Origin of the sequence: Pseudomonas sp. S30 (genome assembly GCF_016518545.1) — a bacterium.
Classification (GTDB): domain Bacteria; phylum Pseudomonadota; class Gammaproteobacteria; order Pseudomonadales; family Pseudomonadaceae; genus Aquipseudomonas.
In genome coordinates this window covers 1-25,154 of the sequence record NZ_JACVTO010000018.1, presented here as the reverse complement: position 1 = coordinate 25,154, position 25,154 = coordinate 1, and the positions used below count along the sequence as shown (strand labels likewise).

At 66.7% G+C, this 25,154-nt stretch carries 22 protein-coding genes; 7 read left to right on the top strand and 15 right to left on the bottom strand.

Going from position 1 to position 25,154, the window contains the following annotated elements:
• Positions 1–50: 50 nt before the first annotated feature.
• From IAE34_RS18540 to IAE34_RS18530, 3 genes are read left to right on the top strand one after another with little or no spacing between them, the layout of a single operon-like run.
• On the top strand, positions 51–1,181 hold the full coding sequence (locus tag IAE34_RS18540) for a slipin family protein (RefSeq protein WP_200140434.1): 1,131 nt from the start codon (positions 51–53) through the stop codon (positions 1,179–1,181).
• A gap of 17 nt (positions 1,182–1,198) precedes the next feature.
• A complete protein-coding gene (locus IAE34_RS18535; RefSeq protein ID WP_200140433.1) occupies positions 1,199–2,404 on the top strand; it encodes an RtcB family protein in 1,206 nt (401 codons plus the stop codon).
• Positions 2,405–2,448: 44 nt separating this feature from the next.
• On the top strand, positions 2,449–3,261 hold the full coding sequence (locus IAE34_RS18530; protein ID WP_200140432.1) for a nucleotidyltransferase domain-containing protein: 813 nt from the start codon (positions 2,449–2,451) through the stop codon (positions 3,259–3,261).
• A 13-nt stretch (positions 3,262–3,274) separates the two neighbouring features.
• On the opposite strand, the gene IAE34_RS18525 is transcribed toward IAE34_RS18530, so the two are convergent.
• The 13 genes from IAE34_RS18525 to exaC all read right to left on the bottom strand — a co-directional run bounded on the left by IAE34_RS18525 (position 3,275) and on the right by exaC (position 18,086).
• On the bottom strand, positions 3,275–4,186 hold the full coding sequence (locus IAE34_RS18525) for an alpha/beta hydrolase (protein WP_200140431.1): 912 nt from the start codon (positions 4,184–4,186) through the stop codon (positions 3,275–3,277).
• 64 nt (positions 4,187–4,250) lie between these two features.
• Positions 4,251–6,488, bottom strand: coding sequence for a TonB-dependent siderophore receptor (locus IAE34_RS18520; protein ID WP_200140430.1), 2,238 nt, complete (start codon positions 6,486–6,488; stop codon positions 4,251–4,253).
• An 82-nt stretch (positions 6,489–6,570) separates the two neighbouring features.
• A complete protein-coding gene (locus tag IAE34_RS18515; protein WP_200140429.1) occupies positions 6,571–7,908 on the bottom strand; it encodes a HAMP domain-containing sensor histidine kinase in 1,338 nt (445 codons plus the stop codon).
• On the bottom strand, positions 7,908–8,600 hold the full coding sequence (locus IAE34_RS18510) for a response regulator transcription factor (RefSeq protein WP_200140428.1): 693 nt from the start codon (positions 8,598–8,600) through the stop codon (positions 7,908–7,910). The genes IAE34_RS18515 and IAE34_RS18510 overlap by 1 nt, the downstream gene beginning before the upstream one ends.
• A gap of 346 nt (positions 8,601–8,946) precedes the next feature.
• Positions 8,947–9,633, bottom strand: a complete 687-nt coding sequence (locus IAE34_RS18505; protein ID WP_200140427.1) for an XRE family transcriptional regulator — start codon at positions 9,631–9,633, stop codon at positions 8,947–8,949.
• Between the two features lie 184 nt (positions 9,634–9,817).
• Positions 9,818–10,345, bottom strand: coding sequence for an inorganic diphosphatase (gene ppa / locus IAE34_RS18500; RefSeq protein ID WP_029611948.1), 528 nt, complete (start codon positions 10,343–10,345; stop codon positions 9,818–9,820).
• 93 nt (positions 10,346–10,438) lie between these two features.
• Positions 10,439–11,254 (bottom strand): zinc-dependent peptidase, encoded by an 816-nt coding sequence (locus IAE34_RS18495; protein WP_200140426.1) that lies wholly within the window; start codon positions 11,252–11,254, stop codon positions 10,439–10,441.
• A 6-nt stretch (positions 11,255–11,260) separates the two neighbouring features.
• Positions 11,261–11,908 (bottom strand): DedA family protein, encoded by a 648-nt coding sequence (locus tag IAE34_RS18490; protein ID WP_200140425.1) that lies wholly within the window; start codon positions 11,906–11,908, stop codon positions 11,261–11,263.
• Positions 11,909–12,100: 192 nt separating this feature from the next.
• Positions 12,101–12,559 carry a GNAT family N-acetyltransferase gene (locus IAE34_RS18485; protein WP_200140424.1) on the bottom strand — a complete coding sequence of 153 codons (459 nt, stop codon included), beginning with the start codon at positions 12,557–12,559 and terminating at the stop codon, positions 12,101–12,103.
• A gap of 93 nt (positions 12,560–12,652) precedes the next feature.
• Positions 12,653–13,474 (bottom strand): ethanolamine ammonia-lyase subunit EutC, encoded by an 822-nt coding sequence (gene eutC, locus IAE34_RS18480; RefSeq protein ID WP_200140497.1) that lies wholly within the window; start codon positions 13,472–13,474, stop codon positions 12,653–12,655.
• 8 nt (positions 13,475–13,482) lie between these two features.
• Positions 13,483–14,877 (bottom strand): ethanolamine ammonia-lyase subunit EutB, encoded by a 1,395-nt coding sequence (locus tag IAE34_RS18475; protein WP_200140423.1) that lies wholly within the window; start codon positions 14,875–14,877, stop codon positions 13,483–13,485.
• 49 nt (positions 14,878–14,926) lie between these two features.
• Positions 14,927–16,375: an ethanolamine permease gene (gene eat, locus IAE34_RS18470; RefSeq protein ID WP_200140422.1), complete on the bottom strand. Its 1,449-nt coding sequence runs from the start codon at positions 16,373–16,375 to the stop codon at positions 14,927–14,929.
• Between the two features lie 190 nt (positions 16,376–16,565).
• Positions 16,566–18,086, bottom strand: coding sequence for an acetaldehyde dehydrogenase ExaC (gene exaC / locus IAE34_RS18465; protein ID WP_200140421.1), 1,521 nt, complete (start codon positions 18,084–18,086; stop codon positions 16,566–16,568).
• A 264-nt stretch (positions 18,087–18,350) separates the two neighbouring features.
• Here exaC and IAE34_RS18460 point away from each other — a divergent pair, with 264 nt between their 5' ends.
• The 4 genes from IAE34_RS18460 to IAE34_RS18445 all read left to right on the top strand — a co-directional run bounded on the left by IAE34_RS18460 (position 18,351) and on the right by IAE34_RS18445 (position 22,615).
• Positions 18,351–20,291 carry a sigma-54-dependent Fis family transcriptional regulator gene (locus IAE34_RS18460; RefSeq protein ID WP_200140420.1) on the top strand — a complete coding sequence of 647 codons (1,941 nt, stop codon included), beginning with the start codon at positions 18,351–18,353 and terminating at the stop codon, positions 20,289–20,291.
• A 67-nt stretch (positions 20,292–20,358) separates the two neighbouring features.
• Entirely contained in the window at positions 20,359–21,708 is a 1,350-nt protein-coding gene (gene mpl / locus IAE34_RS18455; RefSeq protein WP_200140419.1) for a UDP-N-acetylmuramate:L-alanyl-gamma-D-glutamyl-meso-diaminopimelate ligase, read from the top strand.
• A complete protein-coding gene (ubiX, locus tag IAE34_RS18450; RefSeq protein ID WP_200140418.1) occupies positions 21,705–22,334 on the top strand; it encodes a flavin prenyltransferase UbiX in 630 nt (209 codons plus the stop codon). The genes mpl and ubiX overlap by 4 nt, the downstream gene beginning before the upstream one ends.
• Complete coding sequence (locus IAE34_RS18445; RefSeq protein WP_200140417.1) at positions 22,331–22,615, top strand: YceK/YidQ family lipoprotein; 285 nt, start codon at positions 22,331–22,333, stop codon at positions 22,613–22,615. The genes ubiX and IAE34_RS18445 overlap by 4 nt, the downstream gene beginning before the upstream one ends.
• 21 nt (positions 22,616–22,636) lie before the next feature.
• On the opposite strand, the gene IAE34_RS18440 is transcribed toward IAE34_RS18445, so the two are convergent.
• Together IAE34_RS18440 and IAE34_RS18435 are read right to left on the bottom strand one after the other, a co-directional pair.
• Positions 22,637–23,281, bottom strand: a complete 645-nt coding sequence (locus tag IAE34_RS18440; RefSeq protein ID WP_200140416.1) for an oxidoreductase — start codon at positions 23,279–23,281, stop codon at positions 22,637–22,639.
• 28 nt (positions 23,282–23,309) lie between these two features.
• The gene (locus tag IAE34_RS18435) at positions 23,310–25,043 is read right to left on the bottom strand and encodes a C13 family peptidase (RefSeq protein ID WP_200140415.1); all 1,734 of its coding nucleotides are present in this window, start codon (positions 25,041–25,043) and stop codon (positions 23,310–23,312) included.
• Positions 25,044–25,154 lie beyond the last annotated feature (111 nt).

The following is a 25,154-nucleotide window of genomic DNA, read 5'->3' as shown; positions in this document are numbered from 1 at the left end:
GGTGGGGCGGCACCACCGGCACCCCTGGATAGCGAGAAAGGAACGAATCCATGAAATTGTTGAAACGCTTCATCGTGAAAAAGAACGAACGCGGCCTGTTGCTCAACGAAGGCGACTTCGAGGCGCTCCTCGAACCCGGGCTGTACCAGCGTTTCGACTGGCACGACCGGCTGGCGGTGCAGACCTTCAGCCTCAACTCACCGCTGTTCGACCATCCGCTGGCCGGTTACCTGCGTCAGCACCAGCCGCAGCTGGTCGAGCGCTATTTCGAGGCGATGGACCTGGGCGAGCACGAACTGGGCCTGCGCCTGGAAGATGGCAAGCTGGTGGAACTGCTCGGCCCGGACAGCCGTCGGCTGTACTGGAAAGGCCAGGCCGAACAGCGTCTGGAGCGCGTCGACCTGACCCAGGGCCGGCAAGTGCCGTCGGCGCTGCTGGCGCGTCTGAATCGCCCAGGCATCGCCGGGCTGGAGCATGTGCTGCTGGTCACGGTGCCGGCCTTCCATGTCGGCGTGCTAAAGATCGATGGCGCCGTGCACGACCTGTTGCAGGCCGGGCAATACGGTTTCTGGCGCTGCGGCAGCCAGGTGACGGTGGACGCCATCGACACCCGGGTCCAGGCCCTGGAGGTCAACGGCCAGGAGATCCTGACCCGCGACAAGGTCAGCCTGCGCCTGAACCTGGTCGCCAACTGGCGCTTCGCCGATGTGCTGGCAGCCCACTCGCGCTTCAGCAAGCCCGTGGAGCATCTGTACCGTGAGCTGCAGTTCGGCCTGCGCGCGGCGGTCGGCACCCGCACGCTGGATGAACTGCTCGACGACAAGCAGTGCATCGACGACAGCGTCGGCCAGCACTTGCAGGCACTGCTGCCCGGCAGCGGGCTGGAAGTGAGCAGCCTCGGAGTGCGCGACATCATCCTGCCGGGCGAGATGAAGACCTTGCTGGCGCAGGTGGTGGAGGCGGAAAAAGCCGCGCAGTCGAACGTGATTCGGCGTCGTGAGGAAACCCAGGCGACGCGCTCGTTGCTCAACACCGCCAAGGTGATGGAGGGCAGCCCGACGGCGCTGCGGCTCAAGGAGCTCGAAACCCTGGAGCGGGTGGCCGAACGGATCGACCGGATTTCGGTGTTCGGCGGCCTGGATCAAGTATTGAACGGATTGGTCAGCCTGAAGGCGGGCTGATCCACGAGGAACAGGACATGAACATACTGGAAGTGGCGGGCGGCAAGCCCATCAAGCTGTGGACCGAGGGCGTGCCGGTGGACGAGGCTGCGCGCCTGCAACTGATGAACACGGCGCGCCTGCCGTTCATCTTCGAACACCTGGCGGTGATGCCCGATGTGCATGTGGGCAAGGGCTCGACCATCGGCAGCGTGATTCCCACGGTCGGGGCGATCATCCCGGCTGCGGTGGGGGTGGATATCGGCTGCGGCATGATCGCGGCGCGCACCTCGCTGCATGCCCGTGACCTGCCGGACCACCTGCACGGCCTGCGCAGCGCCATCGAGAAAGCGGTGCCCCATGGCAAAACGCACGGGCGCCGCGACCAGGGCGCGTGGGGCGATGTGCCGAGCCAGGCCGACCAGGCGTGGAGCGCGCTGGCGGGGCGCTTCAAGGCCATCACCGACAAGTATCCGCAGCTGGAAAAGACCAACAACCGCCAGCACCTGGGCACCCTCGGGGGTGGCAACCATTTCGTCGAGGTGTGCCTGGACGAAGCCGACCGGGTCTGGTTCATGCTGCACAGCGGATCGCGCGGGGTGGGCAACGCCATCGGCAGCCTGTTCATCGAGCGTGCCCAGGCCGACATGCGTCAGCACCTGGCCAACCTGCCGGATCGTAACCTGGCGTATTTCGAGGAAGGCAGCCGGCATTTCGCCGACTACGTCGAAGCGGTGGAGTGGGCCCAGGACTTCGCCCGGCACAACCGCGAGCTGATGATGCGTGCTGTGGTGGAGGCGACTCGCAGCGTGCTGGGCAGGCCCTTCGAGGCCAGCCTGGAGGCGATCAACTGCCATCACAACTACGTGCAGCGCGAGCAGCACTACGGGCACGAGGTGCTGGTGACGCGCAAGGGCGCGGTGTCGGCGAAAAAGGGCGAGCTGGGCATCATTCCCGGTTCCATGGGCGCCAAGAGCTTCATCGTGCGCGGCCTGGGCAATGTCGAATCGTTCTGCTCGTGCAGCCATGGTGCGGGCCGGGTGATGAGCCGGACCCAGGCCAAGCAGCGCTTCACCCTCGACGACCAGCGCCGGGCCACGGCCCATGTGGAATGCCGCAAGGATGCGGCGGTGATCGACGAGATTCCCATGGCCTACAAGGACATCGATGCGGTCATGCACGCCCAGCGCGAGCTGGTCGAAGTGCTGCACACCCTGCGTCAGGTGGTGTGCGTGAAAGGTTGAAAGCGGCGCCCAGGCGGCGCCGCACGCAGAACAGGAGTCAGATCATGAATGAACACGACCCGCACCCTTTGTCCGACGCCATGCGCGCGCGGGTGCTGGATGAACTGCAACGCCTCGAACGCGAGCACGAGGTGACGGTGCTGTACGCCTGCGAATCGGGCAGCCGCGCCTGGGGCTTCGCCTCGCCGGACAGCGACTACGATGTGCGCTTCGTCTACGTGCAGCGGCCTGAGTGGTATCTGCGGGTGGATGAACCGCGCGACGTCATCGAGCGACCGCTGGACGACGAACTGGACGTCAGCGGCTGGGAGCTGCGCAAGGCCTTGCGGCTGTTGCGCGGCGCCAACCCGAGCCTGCTCGAATGGCTGGGCTCGCCACTGGTCTACCGCGCCGACCCGCAGGCACGTGAGGGCCTGGCCGCGCTGGCGCGGACCTTCTACTCGCCACGGGCGGTGCGTCATCACTACCTGGCGATGGCGCGCAAGAACCTGCGCGGCTACCTGCTGGGCGACACGGTGCGGCTGAAGAAATACCTGTACGTGATCCGCCCGCTGCTGGCGGTGCGCTGGATCGATCAGGGGCTGGGCATGCCGCCCACGGCGTTCACCACCTTGCTGGCGCGCACCGCCCACGAGCCTGAGCTGCGCCAGGCCATCGATCGCCTGCTCGAGCGCAAGCGCCAGGCTGGCGAAGCGGAACATGGCCCGCGGGACGCCGTGCTGCACGCGTTCATCGAGGGTGAGCTGGCGCGGGCCGAGGGCGTCGAGGTCGCGCGTGGGGAACGCGCAGACAGCCAGGCGCTGGATCGCTTCCTGTGCGAGACCGTCTGGCGTTGCGCAACCCGTGTCCCGACCTGAGCGGCATGTTCGCTCAAGGTGCGGGAGCGGTGCTCAGGCGCTGCAGCACCGCGGCCAGGGACGCGGGCAGCATCGGCCCGTGGCCCAGGCCGTCGAAGCGGCGGTACTCCACCTGCACCTGAGGGGTCGAGGCGAGCCGCGCACGCAGGCGGTCCATGGCGTTTTCGCGGTCCTCGCCCGGCGCGCTGCGCGGATCGCCTGGCTCCTCGCCTCCGCGCATCAGCCACAGGTGGGGTCGGTACGCGTGCAGGCGGGCATCCAGCCCATCGACCTCGGCCAGGATCGCGCCGTCGTTCCACCACAGCGAAGGGCTGGCGGCCACGTAATCGCTGAACAGGCCGGGGCGGGCGAGCAGTGCATGCAGCACGGCGAGGCCGCCATAGGAATGGCCCCAGAGCGTCTGGCGCTGCGGGTCCAGCGGCGCACGTTCGGCCACCATTGGGCGCATGCGCTGTTGCAGCAGGTCCAGGAACGCGTCAACCCCGCCGCTGGGCAGGTCGGTCAGCGGATCGCGCTGCTCGGCCCGGCCCGGCACGGGTGGCGTGTAGTCGTAGGTGCGGGCGTCGCGTTCGATGCGCCGCGCGCTCTGGTAACCGATGGCCACCAGCAGTGGCGCCTGGCCCTGGGCCAATGCTTGCAGGGCGGAAGGTTCCAGCGCGCCAAGGGCCGCGTTGCCATCGAGCATCCATAGCACCGGGTAGCCACTGGCGGGCGCCGGTCGGTCGGGTTTGCCGATCCACAGCCGATAGTGGCGCTGGCCATCGGCCGAGTCGAGGTCCAGGGTACTGAAGTGATAGGGTAGGTCCTCGCGCTGCAACAGCCGCGTGTCCATCGGCTGGTCGGGGTGCGGATGCGCAGGGGGCTGGGCCTGGGCGGCCAGTGGTAGTAGCAGGGCCAGGGCCAGGCCGCGGAGGGTCGTGTTCATCGGGCGATCTCGGTAGGCGGGGCAGGCGGCCTGCGCGCCGTGGTGGACGGCGCGCAGGTCGGCTTCAGAAGGACGCGGTGAGGCTGGTGTAGAGGGTGCGACCCGGTTCGTTGTAGGTCGCGGCGCCCGCGCCATCGATGTTGTTCACGCCCTGGGCGTTGCCGGCCCGGAACAGGCGCTTGTCGAACAGGTTGTCGACGCCGGCGGTGACGCTGAGGTTGCGAGTGATCGCGTAGGTGCCGCTGGCACCGACCAGGGCGTAGGGGGCGAGCTGGTCGTTGGAGGAACCGGTCACCCGGTCGCCGTGATAGTCGTACTTCTTGGGCTTCTGCTTGCCGTACCAGGCCACGCTCAGTTGCAGCGACAGGTCGTCGGTGGCCTGCCAGTCGAGCATCGAGTTGAGGGTATAGGCCGGGGTCACCGACAAGGTGTCGCCGGTTTCCTTGTTCTTGGACTGGAGCATGTAGGTGAAGTTGTTGCTCCACTTCAACTGCTCGGCCAGCGGAATCGTCAAGGTGCCTTCCAGGCCTTCGACCAGTGCCTTGGGAATGTTCTCCCACTGGTAGATGGCGGCGTTGGCGTAGCTGCCGGTGCCACCGCTGGCGCTGCCGATGCGGCCCAGGCCGGAGTCGATTTTGTTCTTGTAGTCGTTGCGGAAGTAGGTGAGGCCGGCCACCCAGCCGTCGCGCTGGAATTCCAGGCCCAGTTCCTTGTTGACGCTGGTTTCCGCTTCGAGCTTGTCGTTGCCTTGCAGGTAGCAACTGGTGCTCTGCCCATAGCAGCCCTGGCCGCGGCTGTAGAGCAGGTAGTCGGGGTTGAGCTGGTACAGGTTCGGCGCCTTGTAGGCACGGGCGATGCCGGCCTTGAGGGTGAGGGTGTCGCTGAGCGCATGGGACAGGTTCAGCGATGGGCTCCAATTGTCACCGACCACGCTGTGATGGTCCAGGCGCAGCGCCGGGGTGAGCATGGTGCCCGGTTGCAGCTCGATGTTGTCCTCGGCGAACAGCGAGAAGATCTGCGCCTGGGACGTGGTGCTGCGGCCGCTGCTGGCCAGGCCCGCGACGCTGCCACCTTCGCTGGTGCTCTGGGTGTTGGAGCTGGGGTCGTCGAGCTTCTGCTGGCTCCATTCGCTGCCCAGGGTCAGGGTCTGGTCGCGCCAGGCGTGCAGTGGCAGGTTCAGCTCGCCATGGGCGGTCAGGTCGCGCAGGGTCGAGGTGGACATGTCGGCGTTGCTGAAGATGCCCTCGGTGCCGCCGGCCAGCCCTTCGTTGATGCGGCTGTTGCGGGTCTTGGCGTATTGCAGGTAGGCCATGCTGGAGCCGAAGTCCCAGTCGCCGCGATGGGTGAGGGCGTAGTTCTCGCGGTACATCAGGTTGGTTTCGTGGCCGAGCAGGTTCTTGACCGTGGCGTTGGAGTTGGTGTTCTGGGTATCGCCGCTGTAGATGTTGCCCTGGCGGCTGAAACCGGCTTCCAGGTCCAGCGTCTGCCGAGGATCGAGCTTCCAGCTCAGCAGCCCGTTGACGTCCTTGTTGCGCACGCCCTCGCGCCCGGCCGGCAGGGTGCCGACCTGATTGCCACTGCGGGTGGACTGATGCCCTTCGTTGATGTCCCAGTCGTCGGCGTCGGTCTTGGCCACGTTGCCATAGACCCGGTAGCTCAGGGCATCGGTGAGCGGGCCGTTGAGGCCGAAGCTCACGCGTTTGCTGGCGCCTTCCTCGCCGTGTTGCGGGAAGTTCTGGTACACGGTCATGTTGCCGTGGGTCTGCTCGCCCGGCTGCTTGGTGATGATGTTGATCACCCCGCCCATGGCACCGGAGCCGTAGCGCGCCGCGGCGGGACCACGGATCACCTCGATGCGCTCGACCTGATCGGCGGGCACCCAGTTGCTGTCGCCGCGGGTATCGCGCTCGCCGCGCCAGCCATAGCGCACGGCGTTGCGGCTGGCCACGGGCTTGCCGTCGACCAGGATCAGGGTGTTCTCCGGGCCCATGCCGCGGATGTCGATCTGGCGGTTGTTGCCACGCTGGCCGCTGGTGGAGTTGCCGGTGAGGTTCACGCCTGGCATGGTGCGGATGATCTGCGACAGGTCGTTGGCCGGTGGGCGCTTGGCAATGTCCTCTGCGGTGATCACCGACACGCCGGGGGCCTGCTTGGTTTCTTCCAGCGCGGTGGCGACCACCGACTGCGGTTCCAGTTCGAGCGGGGCTGGCGCGTCAGGTGCCGTGGCGGCCTGCACGGCACTGGCCAGCAGGCCGCTGGAGAGCAGCAGGAAAGGAAGGGTGGTAAGCGGACGGGGTGACATTGGGATCTCCGGCACGACGGGCTGAGTTCGAGAGATCACAGATGGTAATTACTCTTATTTGAGAGTAAAGCGCATTAACTTTCTAAACACTTGGCGCCGCGGGCAGATACAGGTGCTGCACCAGGCCAGGCTCGCCGTTGCTGGCCCATAACCTGCCGCCCTGCAGTTCGATGGCGCGCCGTGCGATCGGCAGGCCCAGGCCGAAACCGCTGCCACTGTCGGGCAGACGGCGATAGGGCTGGAAAATCTGCTCCAGCTCGGCCGGTGGCACCCCCGGGCCCTGGTCGCGCAAGCACAGGTGCCAATGACCATCCTCCCGCCAGCCGTCCAGGCGCACCTCGCCACCGGTCGGGGAGTGGCGAATGGCGTTGCGCAGCAGGTTTTCCAGTGCCTGGGCGAAGCTGTCCAGGTGAGCCTGTACCCGGCAGTCCGGCCCCAGGGAGCAGATCAGGCGTTCGGGCGACCAGCCGCTTTCGAAGCAGGCGTCCTGGACCAGCGCTTCCCAGACGGACACCACCTGGACCGCTTCGCAGACCAGTCGGGGCTGCTCGGTGTCCATCCAGGCGAGGTCCAGGGTGTCCTCGAGCAGCTTCTGCATGTCGTCCACCTCCCGTGCAAGGCGCTGGCGCAACTGCTCGGGGGGCAGTTCGCTGTCGTGGGCGATGCGCAGGCGCGCCAGGGGCGTGCGCAGTTCATGGGAGAGGGTGCGCAACAACAGCCGCTGCTGCTCCAGGCTGCGGCGCAAGCGCAGCGCCATGTGCTCGAAGGCCTGGGCCAGTTCGCCCAGTTCGTCGTGGCGGGTTTCCAGGGCCAGGCCGGGGCTGTCCAGGTCGTCGGCGCGCAGGGCATCGGCACGATCGCGCAGCCTGTTCAGGGGCGCCACCAGATGGCGGTACAGCAGCAACCCCAGCAGCAAGGCCAGCAAGGCGGGCGCCACGCCATGGGTGACCACGTGTGTCCAGGGCGTGAGGCCGGTGGGCAGCAGGTGTTCGGGCAACTGGATGACCAGGCGACCGTCTTCGGGGTGCTCGGGGAAGGCGATGCTGACGAAGGGCAATTCGTCCTGCAAACGCCGGCTCATGGGCCAGTCGAGCTTGCGCATGAACGTCAGGCGGCTGGCTTCATCGGCGCTCAACGGCGTGCGACCGAGACTCTCCAGGCGCGGGCCCACCACGGCCACCCAGGTTTGCTCGCGTTGGGCCAAGGTACGCTGAAACTCCTCCACCCCTTGGGCACCGTCGCGCCGCCAGGCCTGCTCGGCCTGGGCGGCGAACTGCGCCAGATACGCCCGGTCGGCCGGGGCGAGGAAATAGGTACTGCGCTCGACCGACAAGCCCCAGGTCCAGAGAATCCAGGTCAGCAGCAGGCAGAAGCACACCTGCAGCAGCGCCAGTTTCCACAGCAGCGGATGCCGGCGCATCAGGCGCTGACGCTGTCGATCAGCACGTAACCCTGGCCGCGCACCGCCTGGATCTGCACATGCGCTGCGCCGATGGCAGCCAGCTTGCGGCGCAGGTTGCAGACATGCACGTCCAGGCCACGGTCCAGCCGGGTGTAGGGTCGGTGCAGCACGCTCTGGTACAGGAACGGCTTGCTCAAGGGCTCGCCGGCGTGGGCCTGCAAGGTGTCCAGCAGCCGGAACTCGGAGCCGGTGAGCCCGGCGCGGCGCCCTTGGTGACTGACGTCCTGGTTCACCGTATCGATGCTCAGGTCGCTGTGCGCGCGGGTCGGCAGCGGTTGGCGATCGAAGGCTACCCGGCGCAGCAGCGCATCGACCCGCGCATCCAGCTCGGCCAGGCTGAAGGGCTTGGGCAGGTAGTCGTCGGCGCCGCGGGTGAAGCCGCTGATACGGTCCTGCTCGGCGCCCAGCGCCGACATCAGCATCACCGGCACGGCCTGGCCTCGGCGCAACACATCGAGCAGGCTGAGGCCATCGATGCCCGGCAGCATGATGTCCAGCAGCACCAGGTCGAAGGTCCCTGACGACATCGCCGCCAGCGCCTCGCTACCATCGGCGCAGGCCTGCACCTGGAACTGGCGGCGCAGGAAATGCTGCTGCAGGTCGTGGCGCAGATGAGGGTCGTCTTCGGCTAGGAGAAGCTTGATGGGCACCGCGGCAGGCCTTTGATAGGAATCAGATGCAGTTGCGAATGATCCCATTCGGCGTGGGGGAGGGCAATGGCCTAGTGATGGCGGCTGGTCGTGCGAGTGAAGCTGCGGGCTAGTCTGCGGGCATTGAAAAGCCGGCTTGTGGCCGGCTTTAGGGGACGGGCTTGGCTCATTTTTGGTAAGCCGCAACCGCCTTAACAGGTTGGCCATGGAGGCCTGAAAAAGATGACGGACGGCCATGTGGGGCGTCGTCAGCTGCTCTGGGATGCGGCTTGGCCGGCCCGAGCAGGGGTGGCCGGTAGCATACAAGGGTGGGTCGGGGATGCCCAGCGGAAATTGTCCGCAATCGTCACAGCGGCCGCTGGCGGCTGAACCACGACCACCAGAACACCCAGCCGAGCACCTGCATGCCCTGGGCGTGGCGCTGGGCTGAGGTGTAGCGCTCCACTGCGTAATTGCGCCGGTCGTTGCTGTGCAGGCACAAGGTGTCGTTCTGGCCCAGGCTCAGGCTGTGCACCCGCAGTTTGCCCTCGTGCAGCAGGGCGTAGGTCTGGCCGTCGACCACTCGCGTGAGGCTGCGGTCGATGGCCAGGGCCGCACCGATGGGCATCAGCGGCGCCATGTTGGCCGCCGGCATATCCAGGCAGATCACGTTCTGCGCCGCGATCCCCAGGGTTTCCAGGGCCTGGGCCGAGATCAGCAGGTGGCGCTCGGGGTCGGCCTGCAACAGCCCGTCCTGCAGGCGATGGAAGTCGACGCAGACCTGCCGGCCGCCGTGGCCAGGCAATGCAGGCTCCACCTGCGTGGGGCAGGGGCGCAGGATCGGGCTGGGGTGCTTCGGTCCTTCGCCGCTGCGTAGCCAACGGCGGTTGACGCAGAACAGGTCGGCGACTTCGTCCAGTCGCGCGAGGGGCACACCGCGCTTGAACCAGTTGTTCACGTGCTGGGGCGTGACGTGGCGTTGGGCGGCGAAGTCTGACGGCGTCAGGCCGCATTCGAGCAGCAGTGTCTTGAGGCGTTCACCGGAGTTGTTCATGGCCGCGAGTCTAGAGGGTGGCGCTGGCCGAGGGAATAAACGCGGTGATGACGGCGAGGAAGGGTGTTGGCGGGATGCGTCAGAAGGGCTTGAAGGGCTCTGTGGGAAAGTTCTGCATAGCTTGAGGGTGCTTGCCTACCCAGCAGTGGGAGCGGGGCCGCTGGGCGACCCCTCTCGAGCGGTATCAGCCCTTGTAGGCCGCGACCGACTTGGTGATCGCGGCGCGGGCGGCATCGGCGCCGTCCCAGCCTTCGATCTTGACCCACTTGCCCTTCTCCAGATCCTTGTAGTTGGCGAAGAAGTGCTCGATCTGCTGGATCAGCAGTGGCGGCAGGTCGGTGTATTCCTTCACGTCGACGTACAGCTGCGACAGCTTGTCGTGCGGCACGGCGATGACCTTGGCGTCGCCGCCGCCGTCGTCGGTCATGTTCAGCACGCCGACCGGGCGAGCGCGAATCACCGAGCCGGGCGCGACCGGGTAAGGGGTGACCACCAGCACGTCGAGCGGGTCGCCGTCATCGGCCAGGGTGTTAGGGATGAAACCGTAGTTGGCCGGGTAGAACATCGGAGTGGCCATGAAACGGTCGACGAACAGAGTGTCGCTGTCCTTGTCGATCTCGTACTTGATCGGCGCGTGGTTGGCCGGGATCTCGATGGCGACGTAGATGTCGTTCGGCAGGTCTTTGCCCGCAGGAATCTTGCTGTAGCTCATTGGGCTTCGCCCCCCTGATTGACCAGAAAAAGTGGCGGCGATTATAGGCACATTCCGTCAGCGCATGCACGGCTCGACTGCGGCGCGGGCGGCTCAGGCGGGGGCGTCGCGGTACTCCGGGTGCTCGGCCTGCAGGCGACTCAGGCGCGCCAGCGGGTCCTGGCGGTAGAACAGCGCCAGTTGCCGGTAGACCTGGGCATAGCTCTGGTGCAGCAGATCGGGCGCGCTGAAGAAGTATTCGCTGGTGACGGCGAAGAACTCCGCCGGGTTTTCCGCCGCGTACGGGTCGATGACGGTTTCCAGGTCGGGGTCGGCGTCGAGCTGGCGGTTGAGGTCGTCATAGGCCTGCTGCATGGCCTGGGCCCAGGCGCCGATGTCCATGTCCGGGTGCAGCGGCGGCAGGCCGTTGGCCTCGCCGTTGAGCATGTCGAGCTTGTGCGCCAGCTCGTGGATGACCAGGTTGTAGGCCTCCCACCCGCCACTGGCCAGCACCCCTGGCCAGGCCATGATCACCGGCCCCTGCTGCCAGGCCTCGCCGCTGTGCTCGGCGTCCCAGACATGCTCCACGCCACTGGCATCGCGGTGTCGTTGCGGGCTCTTGAAGTCGTCGGGGTAGAGAATGATCTCGTGAAAGCCTTGGTACCAGTTCAGCGCGCCCAGGTGCAGCAGCGGCAGCTGGGCCTGGGCGGCGAGAAACAGGCGCTGCTCGTCGTCCAGTTCCACGCCGGGCAAGGTGGTCAGGTGCTTGTCGTGCAGGAACAGCACGCTGGCCTCGCGCAGCCAGCGGTCCTCTTCGTCATCAAGTCCGTCGAGCAGCGGCAGGCGCTGGCGTACCGCCTGCCACGACTCGGGCTGAACCGGGTAGCGCGCCAGCGTGCGCTTGCGCCGCCAGGCGGCGAACGACCACATGGACCGTCACTGCGCCTTGGCGGTGCGACCCAGGCGGCCGCGCAGCACCCCGAGGATCATCGGTACCAGCGACAGGACGATGATGGCGACCACCATCAGCGACAGGTGCTGCTTGATGAACGGCACGTTGCCGAAGAAGTAGCCGAGGGTGACCAGGCCGCCCACCCAGAGCACGGTGCCGGCCACGCTGAAGGCCAGGAAACGCGGGTAGTGCATGTGGGCGATGCCGGCGACGAACGGCGCGAAGGTGCGCAGGATGGGCAGGAAGCGCGCCAGGGTGACGGTCTTGCCGCCGTGGCGTTCGTAGAACTCATGGGTCCGCTGCAGGTAGTCGCGGCGGAAGATCTTCGAGTTGGGATTGCGGAACAGCCGCTCGCCGGCGGTACGCCCGACCACGTAGTTGGTGCTGTCGCCCAGGATCGCGGCGATCATCAGCAGGCCGCCCAGCAGCACCGGGTCCATGCCGCCACCGGCGGCCACGGCGCCGGCGATGAACAGCAGGGAATCACCGGGCAGGAAGGGCATGACCACCAGGCCGGTCTCGCAGAAGATCACGGCGAAGAGAATGGCGTAGATCCAGGGACCGTAGTTGGTCACCAGCAGGTCGAGGTAGGCATCGAGATGCAGGATAAGGTCCAGCGGGTTGAATTCCATGTACAGCACCTGTTGGCTTGACCCGCTTCTACGGGCGCGCGATGACGGACGGGGTCATTGTTGGCGTGGGTATCTTCCCCGCGATGGGGGCGATTTTTCCAGGATGACGAACGGGGCATTATACGGCTAAGTCGTGAAGATGCCCGGGGAGTTTGTAGCGAGGGGTTACGATCTGCGTGAGGTGCCGATCGTTCACTCCGGCTGGAGGGGCAGGATGTAGTTCTCGAACTCGGCGTCCTTGCGAAAGCCCATGGACTCGTAGGTGCGCTTGGCCACCTCGTTGCTGCGGCTGGTGGACACGCGCATGCGCACGGCGTTGGTTTTACGGGCCATCTTCCTGGCTTCGCGCATCAGGTGGTCGGCGACCAGCATGCGTCGGGCGCTTCCGGCGACGTAGATGTCGTTGAGGATCCACACGCGCTTGAGCGACAGCGAAGAAAAGCTCGGGTAGAGCTGGCAGAAGCCCAGCAGGCGGTTGGCGTCATCGTCCGCCAGGGCCAGGTAGATCACCGACTCGTCGCGCTTCAGGCGCTTTTCCAGAAAGCGCCGTGAGGTGTCCGGGTACGGCTGTTCGCCGAAGAACTCGCGGTACTCCACGAACAGCGGGGTGAGCAGGTCGAGGTGATCCAGGGTTGCCTTGATGATGCGCATGCACAGGCCTCAGCGTCGTTCGGAAAGGGTACGCAGACCGCCATGCTGCCCCAGGCCAGGTTGCCAGCGCAATCGGCCCGGGACAGCAGGTCCTTACCGGTCGCCGAGCAGGAAGTTGCCGCCCTTGGCCGGCGGCTGGTCGGCGTCCAGGCTGTGGACTTCGGCTTCGTCCTTGAGGTTCACCCCTGACAGCTTGCGTCGGCAGGCCTCGCGCATCAGGTACAGCAGGCGATGCGCGGCCATGCCATAGCTCAGGCCTTCCAGGCGCACGTTGGAAATGCAATTGCGGTAGGCGTCGGTCAGGCCCACCTTGGGCCCGTAGGTGAAGTACAGCCCCAGGCTGTCGGGTGAGCTCAGCCCGGGACGCTCGCCGATCAGCATCACCGTCATGCGCGCACCCAGCAGTTCGCCCACTTCGTCGGCCACCGCCACGCGGCCTTGCTCGACGAGCACGATCGGCGCCATGCTCCAGCCGTCCGCGCTGGCCTGTTCCTCGAATCGGCCGAGCAGCGGCAGGGTGTGTCGATGCACTGCCAGCGCCGACAGGCCGTCGGCGACCACGATCGCCAGGTCGACGCCCCCCGGATGGGCCTGAGCGTGCTCGCGCAGGGCGGCGACAGAGTCGTCGCACAGGCGTCGGCCGAGGTCGGGGCGCTGCAGGTACTGGTGTCGATCGGCGGCGGCGCTGTGCAGCAGCAGGGTTTCGCGCCCGCGGGCCTGCAATTGCTCGCGCAGCGCACCATGGTCGAAGGGCAGGTGCACCGCATCGCGGGCCTGGGCGTGGGCGAACTGGAAGTCCAGCTGTGCGCCGGTCGGCAGGCTGGTGCCGGTGCGGCCCAGGGCGATGCGCGCCGGGGTCAGGTTGCGCAGGGCCAGCCAGGGGTTGTCTGCGCTCGGTACGTGTCGGTCCATGATGATGCCCCCTATGCGAGCTGTGCCAAGGCCTGGCGGAAGGCCGGTGGCAGGTTGTCGCCGAAGCGCACCTGGCCGTCGGCCTGGGTGAGGATGCCGGTGCGCGCCAGCCACGCTTCGAACTCCGGACCTGGCTTCAGGCCCAGGGTCTGGCGCGCGTAGAGCGCGTCGTGGAACGAGGTGGTCTGGTAGTTGAGCATGATGTCGTCGGAGCCTGGGATGCCCATGATGAAGTTGATCCCGGCCACGCCCAGCAGGGTCAGCAGGGTGTCCATGTCGTCCTGGTCGGCCTCGGCGTGGTTGGTGTAGCAGATGTCGCAGCCCATCGGCACGCCGAGCAGCTTGCCGCAGAAGTGATCCTCCAGACCCGCGCGGATGATCTGCTTGCCGTTGTACAGGTATTCCGGGCCGATGAAGCCGACCACGGTGTTCACCAGGAACGGCTTGAAGTGCCGCGCCACGGCGTAGGCTCGGGTTTCGCAGGTCTGCTGGTCGACGCCGTGGTGCGCGTTGGCCGACAGCGCGCTGCCCTGGCCGGTCTCGAAGTACATCAGGTTCTGCCCGAGGGTGCCGCGCTTGAGCGACAGCCCGGCCTCGTAGCCTTCCTGCAACAGGTTGAGGTTGATGCCGAAGCCGGCGTTGGCCGCCTCGGTTCCGGCGATGGACTGGAACACCAGGTCAAGCGGCACGCCACGGTTGATCGCCTCGATCGAGGTGGTGACGTGGGTCAGCACGCAGGCCTGGGTCGGAATGTCGTAGCGCTGGATGATGGCATCGAGCATTTCCAGCAGCGCGCAGATCGAGGACAGGCTGTCGGTGGCCGGGTTGATGCCGATCATGGCATCGCCGTTGCCGTACAACAGGCCGTCGAGGATGCTGGCGGCGATGCCGGCGGGTTCGTCGGTGGGATGATTGGGTTGCAGCCGGGTCGAGAGGCGTCCGCGCAGGCCCATGGTGCCGCGAAACGCGGTGACCACGCGGATCTTCTGCGCCACCAGCACCAGATCCTGCACGCGCATGATCTTCGACACGGCGGCGGCCATTTCCGGCGTCAGGCCCGGGGCCAGCGCACGCAGGCTGGTTTCGTCCGCCGCGTCGCCGAGCAGCCAGTCGCGCAAGCCGCCCACCGTGAGGTGGCTGACCGCGGCGAAGGCCTTGGCATCGTGGGTGTCGACGATCAGCCGGGTGATCTCGTCCTGTTCGTAGGGGATCAGCGCTTCGTTGAGAAAGTGGGTGAGCGGGATGTCGGCCAGGGCCATCTGCGCCGCCACCCGTTCGCCGTCGTTGCTGGCGGCCACGCCTGCCAGGAAGTCGCCCGAGCGGGCGGGGCTGGCCTTGGCCATGACTTCCTTGAGGCTGTCGAAGCGGTAGACCAGGTTGCCTACCGTGTGTACGAAACGTGCCATACAGAATCTCCAGGGCGCCGCAGGTCGGGCCTGCGGCGTGGGTCGGCGATCAGTGCAGGGCCTCTTCGGCCTGCTGGATCGCGGCGAATTCCTCTTCCGGCGTACCGGCGACCAGGTGGTGGCGACTGTAGAAAGCGAAGTACGCGATCAATATGGCATAGATCACCGCCGCTCCGATCACCACCCGTGGATCCACCAGGAAACCGGCGACCACGGCGATGCACGCCAGCACCATCGCCAGCCCGGAGGTGAAGATGCCGCCTGGGGTGCGATAGGGGCGGGCCATCTTCGGCCGGCGGATGCGCAGGGTGATGTGCGCCGCCATCATCAGGACATAGGACAGCGTGGCGCCGAACACCGCCACCAGGATCAGCAGGTCGCCCTGGCCGGTCAGCGACAGGGCGAAGCCGATCAGCCCGGGAATCACCAGGGCCATGACCGGCGCCTTGCTCTTGTTGGTTTCGGAGAGTTTGCGCGGTAGGTAACCGGCCCGCGACAGGGCGAAGATCTGCCGCGAGTAGGCATAGATGATCGAGAAAAAGCTGGCGATCAGCCCGGCCAGGCCCACCAGGTTGACGAAGCCGCCCATCCAGGTCGAGCCACCGTAGGCCTTGGCCAGGGCTTCGACCAGCGGGTTGCCCGAGGCCTTGAGCGCATCGGCGCCCGCGCCACCGGGGCCGACCACGAGGATCAGCAGGGCGAAGGCCAGCAGCACCAGCATTGCGCCGATCAGGCCACGAGGCAGGTCGCGGCGCGGATTCTTGGTTTCCTCGGCGGCCAGCGGCACGCCTTCGACGGCCAGGAAGAACCAGATCGCATAGGGAATCGCCGCCCACACGCCAACGTAGCCGAACGGCAGGAAACTGCTGGCACCGGCGGCGTCGGTGGCGGCGATATCGAACAGGTTGGCGGCGTCGAAATGCGGCAGCATGCCCAGCAGGAACACCACCAGGGCGATGGCGGCGACGGCCGTGATCACGAACATCAGCTTCAGCGCCTCACCCACGCCGAAGATGTGGATGCCGATGAACACCACGTAGAAGGCCAGGTAGATCATCCAGCCGCCGATGCCGAACAGCGACTGGCAGTACGCACCGATGAAGGTAGCGATGGCCGCTGGGGCGATGGCGTACTCGATGAGGATCGCCGTGCCGGTGAGAAAGCCGCCCCAGGGGCCGAAGGCGCTGCGGGCGAAGCCATAGCCGCCGCCTGCCGTGGGGATCATCGAGGAGAGCTCGGCCAGGGAAAAGCACATGCACAGGTACATGGTGGCCATGAGCAGGGTCGCGAGGAACATGCCACCCCAACCGCCTTGGGCCAGCCCGAAGTTCCAGCCGGCGTAGTCGCCGGAAATCACATAGGCGACCCCCAGCCCCACCAGCAGCACCCAGCCGGCGGCGCCTTTCTTGAGTTCGCGTTGTTGGAAATAGTCGCTGCCGACCTTCTCGAAGTCGACGGAATGATGGGCCGGCGTACCGGCGGACTGATCGCTTGGCATGGTTTCACCTGTTTGTTCTTGTAGGTCACCGGAGGGACGCCGGGCCTTTGGTGATGTGGTCGAGTGCAGGAAGCGAGCCAGAGCGGTTCATCGACGATGAGCGCTCGGGGTGTCGGGTCGATTCAGTGCAGGTGTTCCCGCGCCTGCAGACTTGCAGGCGCGGGAACGACCGCGATGGGCACGCAGCGACTCAGAAGAAGCCCAGCGGGTTGATGTCGTAGCTGACCAGCAGGTTCTTGGTCTGCTGGTAGTGGTCGAGCATCATCTTGTGGGTTTCACGACCGACGCCGGACTTCTTGTAGCCACCGAATGCCGCATGGGCGGGGTACAGGTGGTAGCAGTTGGTCCATACGCGGCCGGCCTTGATGCCGCGACCCATGCGGTAGGCGCGGTTGATGTCGCGGGTCCAGACGCCGGCGCCGAGGCCGAACTCGGTGTCGTTGGCGATGGCCAGGGCCTCGGCTTCGTCCTTGAAGGTGGTGACGCTGACCACCGGCCCGAAGATTTCCTCCTGGAACACGCGCATCTTGTTGTTGCCCTTGAGCAGGGTCGGCTGGATGTAGTAGCCGCTGGCCAGTGAGCCTTCGAGCTGCTCCACTTTGCCGCCGGTCAACAGCTCGGCGCCCTCTTCCTGGGCAATTTTCAGGTACGACTGGATCTTGTCGAACTGCTGCTCAGAGGCCTGGGCGCCGACCATGGTGTCGGTGTCCAGTGGATCGCCGCGCTTGATCTGCAGCACCTTCTTCATCACCACGTCCATGAACTGCGGGTAGATCGATTCCTGCACCAGGGCGCGCGAAGGGCAGGTGCACACCTCACCCTGGTTGAAGAAGGCCAGCACGAGACCCTCGGCCGCCTTGTCGATGAAGCTCGGCTCGGCCTGCATGATGTCTTCGAAGTAGACGTTGGGCGACTTGCCGCCCAACTCGACGGTGGACGGAATGATGTTCTCGGCCGCGCATTTCATGATGTGCGAGCCCACCGGGGTGGAGCCGGTGAAGGCGATCTTGGCGATGCGCTTGCTGGTGGCCAGGGCTTCGCCGGCTTCGCGGCCATAGCCTTGCACCACGTTGAGCACGCCCTTGGGCAGCAGGTCGCCGATCAGCTCCAGCAGCACGGTGATGCCCAGCGGGGTCTGCTCGGCCGGCTTGAGCACCACGCAGTTGCCGGCGGCCAGGGCCGGGGCGAGTTTCCAGGCGGCCATCAGCAGCGGGAAGTTCCACGGGATGATCTGCCCGACCACGCCCAGTGGCTCGTGAATGTGGTAGGCCACGGTGTGTTCGTCGATCTCGGCAGCGCCGCCTTCCTGGGCGCGCAGGCAGCCGGCGAAGTAACGGAAGTGATCCACTGCCAGGGGGATGTCGGCGTTGAGGGTTTCGCGGATCGGCTTGCCGTTGTCCCAGGTTTCGGTGATGGCCAGCACCTCGAGGTTCTGCTCGATGCGATCGGCGATGCGCAGCAGCACGTTGGCGCGCTCCTGCACCGAAGTACGGCCCCAGGCGTCGGCAGCGGCGTGGGCGGCGTCCAGGGCCTTGTCGATGTCCTCGGCGCTGGAGCGGGGGAATTCGGCGATTGGCTTGCCGGTGACCGGCGAGGTGGTCTCGAAGTACTGGCCTTTGACCGGGGCGACGAATTCGCCGCCGATGTAGTTGCCGTAGCGCTGCTTGAAGGACACCTTGGCGCCTTCGGTACCGGGATGTGCATAACGCATGGTGTGTCTCCTGGCTATTGTGTTTATGGGGAGTGATCAAGCGTAGAGCAAAGCCCGGGCCAGCGTTTGGCAGGCCTTGCAAATCAACGGTTTGGAAATTTTTCAAGTCGCGCAGTTTGTCCGCATGCCCCAGTGGCGAGACAGTGCGGGTGACATTTCGTACCGATTTCGGAACGATCGCGACTCGCCAGTCGCGTCGATATTGCAAAGCGTTCCTCGCAAGAGGATGCTGGGGTGATGCTCGATCTGCGGAGAACAACAAACATGCAGAGCACCGCTTTCAGCCGCCATGCCCGGCAGGTACTCACGGTCGCCCAGGGCTCGGCTCACGGGCCAGGCAGCGACCCCTCCATCGCGCGTTCCTGGTTGCGCTGCCTGGAAGACCACCACCTGGACCCGGCCCTGGCCCAGGCCCCGGTGGTGCTCGAGCACGAGCGCTTGCTGGAGAGCCGCGAGCGCCTGCATCAGGTGCGCCAGATCGCCGAGGGCGAGATGAACAGCCTGCACCAGCAGCTCTGCGGCGCCGGCCATGCGGTGCTGCTGACCGATGCCCGTGGAGTGATCCTTGATCGCATCACCGCCCCCAGCGAGCGCCGCACCTTCGAACGGGCCGGGCTGTGGCTGGGCGCCGACTGGAGCGAAGCGCGCGAGGGCACTAATGGCATCGGCACCTGCGTGGTCGAGCGCCAGCCGCTGACCATCCACCAGGAAGAACATTTCCGCGGCCTTCACACCGGGCTGACCTGCTCGGCCAGCCCGGTGTTCGATCCCCATGGCGAGCTGCTGGCAGTGCTGGACGTGTCCTCGGCGCGCGTCGCGGTTTCGCGCCAGAGCCAGTTCCACACCATGGCGCTGGTCAACCTCTCGGCGAAGATGATCGAGAGCCGCTATTTCCTGCGCCACTTCGACCAGCACTGGCTGCTGCGCTTTCACCTGCACGCCGAGTCGGTCGGCCTGTTCAGCGAAGCGCTGCTGGCGCTGGATGGCGAGGGCCGCATCCGTGCTGCCAACCAGAGCGCCCTGAACCTGCTCGGCAGCCGCCGCGAGGCGGTGCTGGGTCTGCCCCTGGAGCGCTTCTTCGCTTGTAGCCACGACCAGCTGTTCAGTCGCGCCAGCCCCGAAGGGAGCGCGGTCTGGCCGCTGCACACCCATGATGGGCGGCAGGTGTACGCCAGCTTGCGCGGGCAGTCGGCGCCGCGCGTACAGGCCGTGCCGCGTGCTCTGGTGGAGCGCTCGCCCGCGCCTGGCCTGTGCCTGATGGACCCTGGGCTGCAAGCGGATTTTCGCCGCGCGGTGCGCGTCTACCCGCGTGACGTGCCGTTGTTGCTGCGCGGGGAGACCGGCTGCGGCAAGGAAGCCTTCGCCCGCGCCGTGCACCAGGCCAGCGCGCGGCGTGACCAGCCGTTCGTGGCGATCAACTGCGCGTCGATCCCGGAAAGCCTGATCGAAAGCGAGCTGTTCGGCTATCGCGGCGGCAGTTTCACGGGCGCCCGCAAGGAAGGCATGCGCGGCAAGCTGTTGCAGGCCGACGGTGGCACCTTGCTGCTGGACGAGATCGGCGACATGCCGCTGGCGTTGCAGACGCGCCTGCTGCGGGTGCTGGAAGAGCGTCATGTGGTACCGATCGGCGGCGCGCCGCAGGCGGTCGACCTGCGCATCGTCAGCGCCACTCACCGTGACCTGTTGCAGCGGGTGGAGCAGGGCAGTTTCCGCGAAGACCTGTACTACCGGCTCAACGGGCTGGAAATTCACCTGCCCGCCGTGCGCGAGCGGGCGGACCGGGCCGCGCTGCTAGACGCGCTGCTGGCCGAGGAGGCCGCAGGGCAGACGATCGTCCTGCATCCCCAGGCGCGCCAGGCGCTGCTGGACTTCGCCTGGCCGGGCAATGTGCGGCAGATGCGCAATGTGCTGAGAACCCTGGTGGCGTTGTGCGATGGCGCAGTGGTGCACCTGGCTGATCTGCCGAGCAGCCTGCGCGGCGGGCGTGGATCGGCGGCCGCGCCGACCGAGGACCGGCGGGGCGGGGGCGAGTCAGGCGGTCATACCGGCGCCCCCACGCCACTGCTGCACGCCGAGCGCGACGCATTATTGAGCGTGCTGGAGGCACACCGCTGGCACCTCACTCGCGTGGCCGAGCACCTGGGCATCAGTCGCAACACGCTGTATCGGAAACTGCGCAGGCACGGCCTCGCACGCACAGTCTGATACGAAACAGCGGGTGCGATTTGCCTCGCCCTGGGCTACCCTGCCTCGACGTTTTGCGAGGTCGATCATGCACATTCACATTCTCGGTATTTGCGGCACCTTCATGGGCTCGCTGGCGGTGCTCGCCAAGGAGCTCGGCCATCGCGTCACCGGCTCCGACGCCAATGTCTATCCGCCGATGAGCACCCAGCTGCAGGCCCAGGGCATCGAGCTGACCCAGGGCTACGACGCGGCGCAACTTGAGCCGGCGCCCGATCTGGTGGTGATCGGCAATGCCCTGTCGCGCGGCAATCCGGCGGTCGAGCACGTGCTGAACAAGGGCCTGCCCTACGTTTCCGGCCCGCAGTGGCTGGCCGACCACGTGCTGCAAGGGCGCTGGGTGCTGGCAGTGGCTGGCACCCATGGCAAGACCACCACCAGCAGCATGCTGGCCTGGGTACTGGAGCATGCTGGCATGAGCCCGGGTTTCCTGATCGGCGGCGTGCCGCAGAACTTCTCGGTCTCGGCGCGCCTGGGCGACACGCCGTTCTTCGTGGTCGAGGCGGACGAGTACGACAGCGCCTTCTTCGACAAACGTTCCAAGTTCGTGCACTACCACCCGCGCACCGCCATCCTCAACAACCTCGAGTTCGACCACGCGGACATCTTCCCGGACCTCGCCGCCATCGAGCGTCAGTTCCACCACCTGGTGCGCACCATTCCCAGCGAGGGCGTGGTGATCCACCCCACCACCGAGCCGGCACTGGCGCGAGTCATCGGCATGGGCTGCTGGACACCGGTGCAGACCACCGGCGAGGGTGGCCAATGGCAGGCACGTCTGCTCAGCGCCGATGGTTCGCGGTTCGAGGTGTCGTTCGAGGGTCAGATACAAGGCGTGGTGGCCTGGGCGCTCACTGGCCAGCATAACGTGGCCAATGCCCTGGCCACGCTGGCAGCGGCCCGCCATGTAGGCGTGGCTCCGGCCATGGGCATCGAGGGCCTGAGCGGGTTCAAGAGCGTCAAGCGGCGTATGGAAAAGGTCGCCGAGGTACAGGGTGTGACCCTGTACGACGATTTCGCCCACCATCCCACCGCCATCGCCACGACCCTGGACGGGTTGCGCAAGAGCGTCGGGGAGGCGCCGGTCATCGCGGTCATCGAGCCGCGTTCGAACTCCATGAAGCTCGGCGCCCACCGCGACGGTCTGCCCGACAGCGTCAAGGATGCCGACCAGGTGATCTGGTACGCCCCGCCGAACCTGGGCTGGGACCTGGCGGCCACGGCCGCGCAGTGCAGCGTGCCGAGCGTGGTGGCCGATAGCCTCGAAGCGATCATCGCGCGGGTCAAGGGCCTGGCGCGGCCCGGCACCCATGTGGTGATCATGAGCAACGGCGGCTTCGGTGGCCTGCATGGCAAGCTGGCCGAGGCGCTCAAGTGAGCGGTCCTCAGCGTGTCACCCTGGCCATGACCGGTGCCTCAGGCGCGCAGTATGGCCTGCGGCTGCTCGACTGCCTGGTGCGTGAAGAGCGTGAGGTGCATTTCCTCATCTCCAAGGCCGCACAGCTGGTGATGTCCACCGAGACCGACGTGGTGCTGCCGGCCAAGCCCCAGGCAATGCAGGCCTTTCTCACCGAATACACCGGTGCCGCCGATGGGCAGATCCGCGTGTATGGCAAGGAAGACTGGATGTCGCCGGTGGCCTCCGGCTCAGGCGCGCCCGCCGCAATGGTGGTGGTGCCCTGTTCCACTGGCACGCTGTCGGCGATCGCTACGGGAGCGTGCAACAACCTCATCGAGCGGGCGGCGGACGTCACCCTCAAGGAGCGTCGACAGCTGATCCTGGTGCCGCGAGAAGCGCCGTTTTCCACCATTCATCTGGAGAACATGCTCAAGCTGTCGCACATGGGCGCAGTGATCCTGCCGGCCGCGCCGGGCTTCTATCACCAGCCGCAAACCATCGATGATCTGGTGGACTTCGTGGTGGCGCGGATCTTGAACCTGCTCGACATTCCCCAGGACATGTTGCCGCGCTGGGGCGAACATCATCATGGGGGTGAAGAGTGAAGCGCGCGTTGTGTGTCGGACTGCTCGTCACTGCCACCGGCTGCGCGACGGTGCGTACCCTGGATGCCAATCAGCCAGGCGCCCCTGTGGTGTATGCCGGTACGCGGCTGGACCTGTACGCGATCAATGGCGGCTGCTGCGCAGGTGACCGCTTCGGCACCGAAGCGCCCCGCTATCCGCACCTGGACCTGCCGGGCAGCATGCTCCTGGATACCCTGCTGCTGCCGTTGTCCGCGCTGACGGCACTGGGCGTGATGTTCAATGCCAGAGGCGGTCTCTGACCCGGTCTCTACCGGAGCGGGTCAGTTCTTGCCGAGCCTGCGCAGGTCGTCCGACTCCACCACGCGCACGCCGTCCTCCTCTTCCAGGGCCAGCCGCCACAGAGCCCGGGCCAGGGTCCAGGCTTCGATGCCATGGTACTTGCCGAGCAACAGGCGCGAGAACGGTGCCGCCAGGCGCTCAGCCAGCCGCGGTTGCAGGCGGTCACCCAGCAACAGGGAAGGCCGCGCCAGGGTCAGTTGCGGCCAGCCCTGGGCCTTGAGCGCCTCTTCCATTTCGCCTTTGACCCGGTTGTAGAAGATCGACGACTTAGGGTCGGCGCCAATCGCACTGATCGCCAGCAGATGCCGTGCGCCCAGCTCACGTGCACGCTTGGCGAACGCCACCACCAGGTCCAGATCCACCGCCCGGAAGGCCGCTTCCGAGCCTGCCTGTTTCAAGGTGGTGCCCAGGCAGCAATAGGCGATGTCCACGCGCCCGGCCAACTGCGGCAGGACGACGCCTGGCTCGCCAACCGGGTTTTCCAGGTGAGGGTGCTCGGCCAGGGGGCGCCGGGTCGGCGCCAGCACACGGCTGATGGTGGGTTCGTTGAGCAGGCGATCCAGCAGGTGCTCACCTGTCAGGCCCGTGGCGCCGGCGATCAGGACATGCTGAGGCGTCAGATACATGATGACTCTCCCTTCAATAACGCTCAGCTTAGCGGGCGGCAGGCCTTTTCGCCTGCGTCGCCGTTGCGGGTTGAGCGGTGTCTTCGAGGGCCTGCTCGGCCTGCTGGCGGCGCAGTCGCTGCCAATGTTCCAGTACTCGCGACGGCGCCCAGAGCTGTGGCTCGGACGCTTCGAAGCCCTCCCTTCGTTCCCGTTCGGCAACGCTGGCGCGCGCCAGTTCAAACGCCTGTTTCAAATCGTCGGTCTGGTTCAGGGCCTGGGCGAATAGTGCGTCACCGAAGTAGGTGAAGTCCGCTTCCTCCGAGCAGCCGAAGGAAACCCGGTCGGGCCGTGCCGCAGTGATGATCAGGGTGCGGTCGTCCTTGAGCGGCGCGATGTATCCGCCCGAGTAGCAGGCGGAAATCACGATCACCTTGTCACGGTTCTTCAGCGGCGCCAGGGCACTGGCCAGCTCGTCGGCGCTCATGTCGGCCAGTTGCAGGCGCGGCTGGTCGAGCACCAGTTGGTGGTCGTGGCTGCCATGGCTGGTCAGGTAGACGAACACCAGGTCGTCCGGGCCGCTGCGCTCGGCCAGGGTGCGCGCGGCGCGGGTGAGGTTCTCGCGAGTGGCCATCGGCCGATCGGCGAAGTGATCACGGTGGTTGACCAGTGTCACCTGACCCCGGGCGCCGAAGCGCACCTTGAGCAGGTTGCTGACGTAGTCCGCTTCGCGCAGGAACACGCTCTGCTGGCCATCGCCGGCCAGGACCAGGCTGTATAACCCGATGCTCGCCGCAGCGCGCGGGACCCGGGCCAGCATCTGGTCGAGCAGCTTGCCCTGGTTGAGCAGGGCCAGGTCCAGTGGGTCGGGCAACAGCGTGCCTTTCTCGTCGCGCACCCGCACGCCATTGACCCAGCGACCGGCCTCCACGCGTCCATCGGCGTGGATCAGCCGGCCCTGGCCCTGGTAGGCATCGTTGTCGAAAGTGCCGATGTACTGGCTACCGTCGGCCAGGAACAGGTGGCCCTGGCCGGCGAAGCGCCAGTCCTGGAAGCCACCTTTGTAGCGGCTGCCATCGCTGCCGAGCAGTTCGCCCTGGCCGCTGAGCGCGCCGTCCTTGAAGTCGCCGATCCACACATCGCCATCGGCATTTTCGTAACGGCCGCGTCCTTCCAGACGATTGGCCTTGAACTCGCCGATGTACTGTTCGCCCTCGACGCTGTCGTAGGTCCCGGCGCCTTCGAGCTGACCGTCGACGAACTGGCCGCTGAACTGGTTGCCGCTGGCATCGCTGCGCACGCCCGCGCCATTGGGCTTGCCCTTGGCGAACAGGCCCTGGTAGCGGCTGCCGTCGGCCAGTTCCAGCTGACCGGCCCCCTCGTACTGGTCGTCCTTGAATTGCCCCCGGTAGGTCTGGTCGTGCTGCCTGAGGCTGCCGTCGCCGTCGCGTCGTCCGTGCTTGAAGGTTCCGGCGTAGTGGCTGCCCGGCGTGCTCAGATCGCCCAGCCCCTCGAACAGGCCGGCGGCGAACTGGCCGCGATACACCTCGCCGTTGCTGCCATGCCACTCGCCCTGGCCCTGCCACTGGCCGTCCTTGAAGGTGCCGGCGTACCAGCTGCCGTTGGGATAATCGATGCGACCCTCGCCTTGCAGCAGGCCGTCGATCACCTGGCCCCGATAGCGGCCGCCATCGGGCAGCCGGGCATCCGGCGGCGACAGGGGTTCACCGTCGCCGCAGGCGGCGAGCAGCAGGATCAGGGCGAGGGGCAGCAGCGGGCGCATGGTGAAATCCGGGCACAGAGGTGCGCCGAGTATGCCGCAGATTCGGAGCCTGAGACAGGCGTGGGGGGGGGGGGGGGGGGGGGGGGGGGGGGGGGGGGGGGGGGGGGGGGG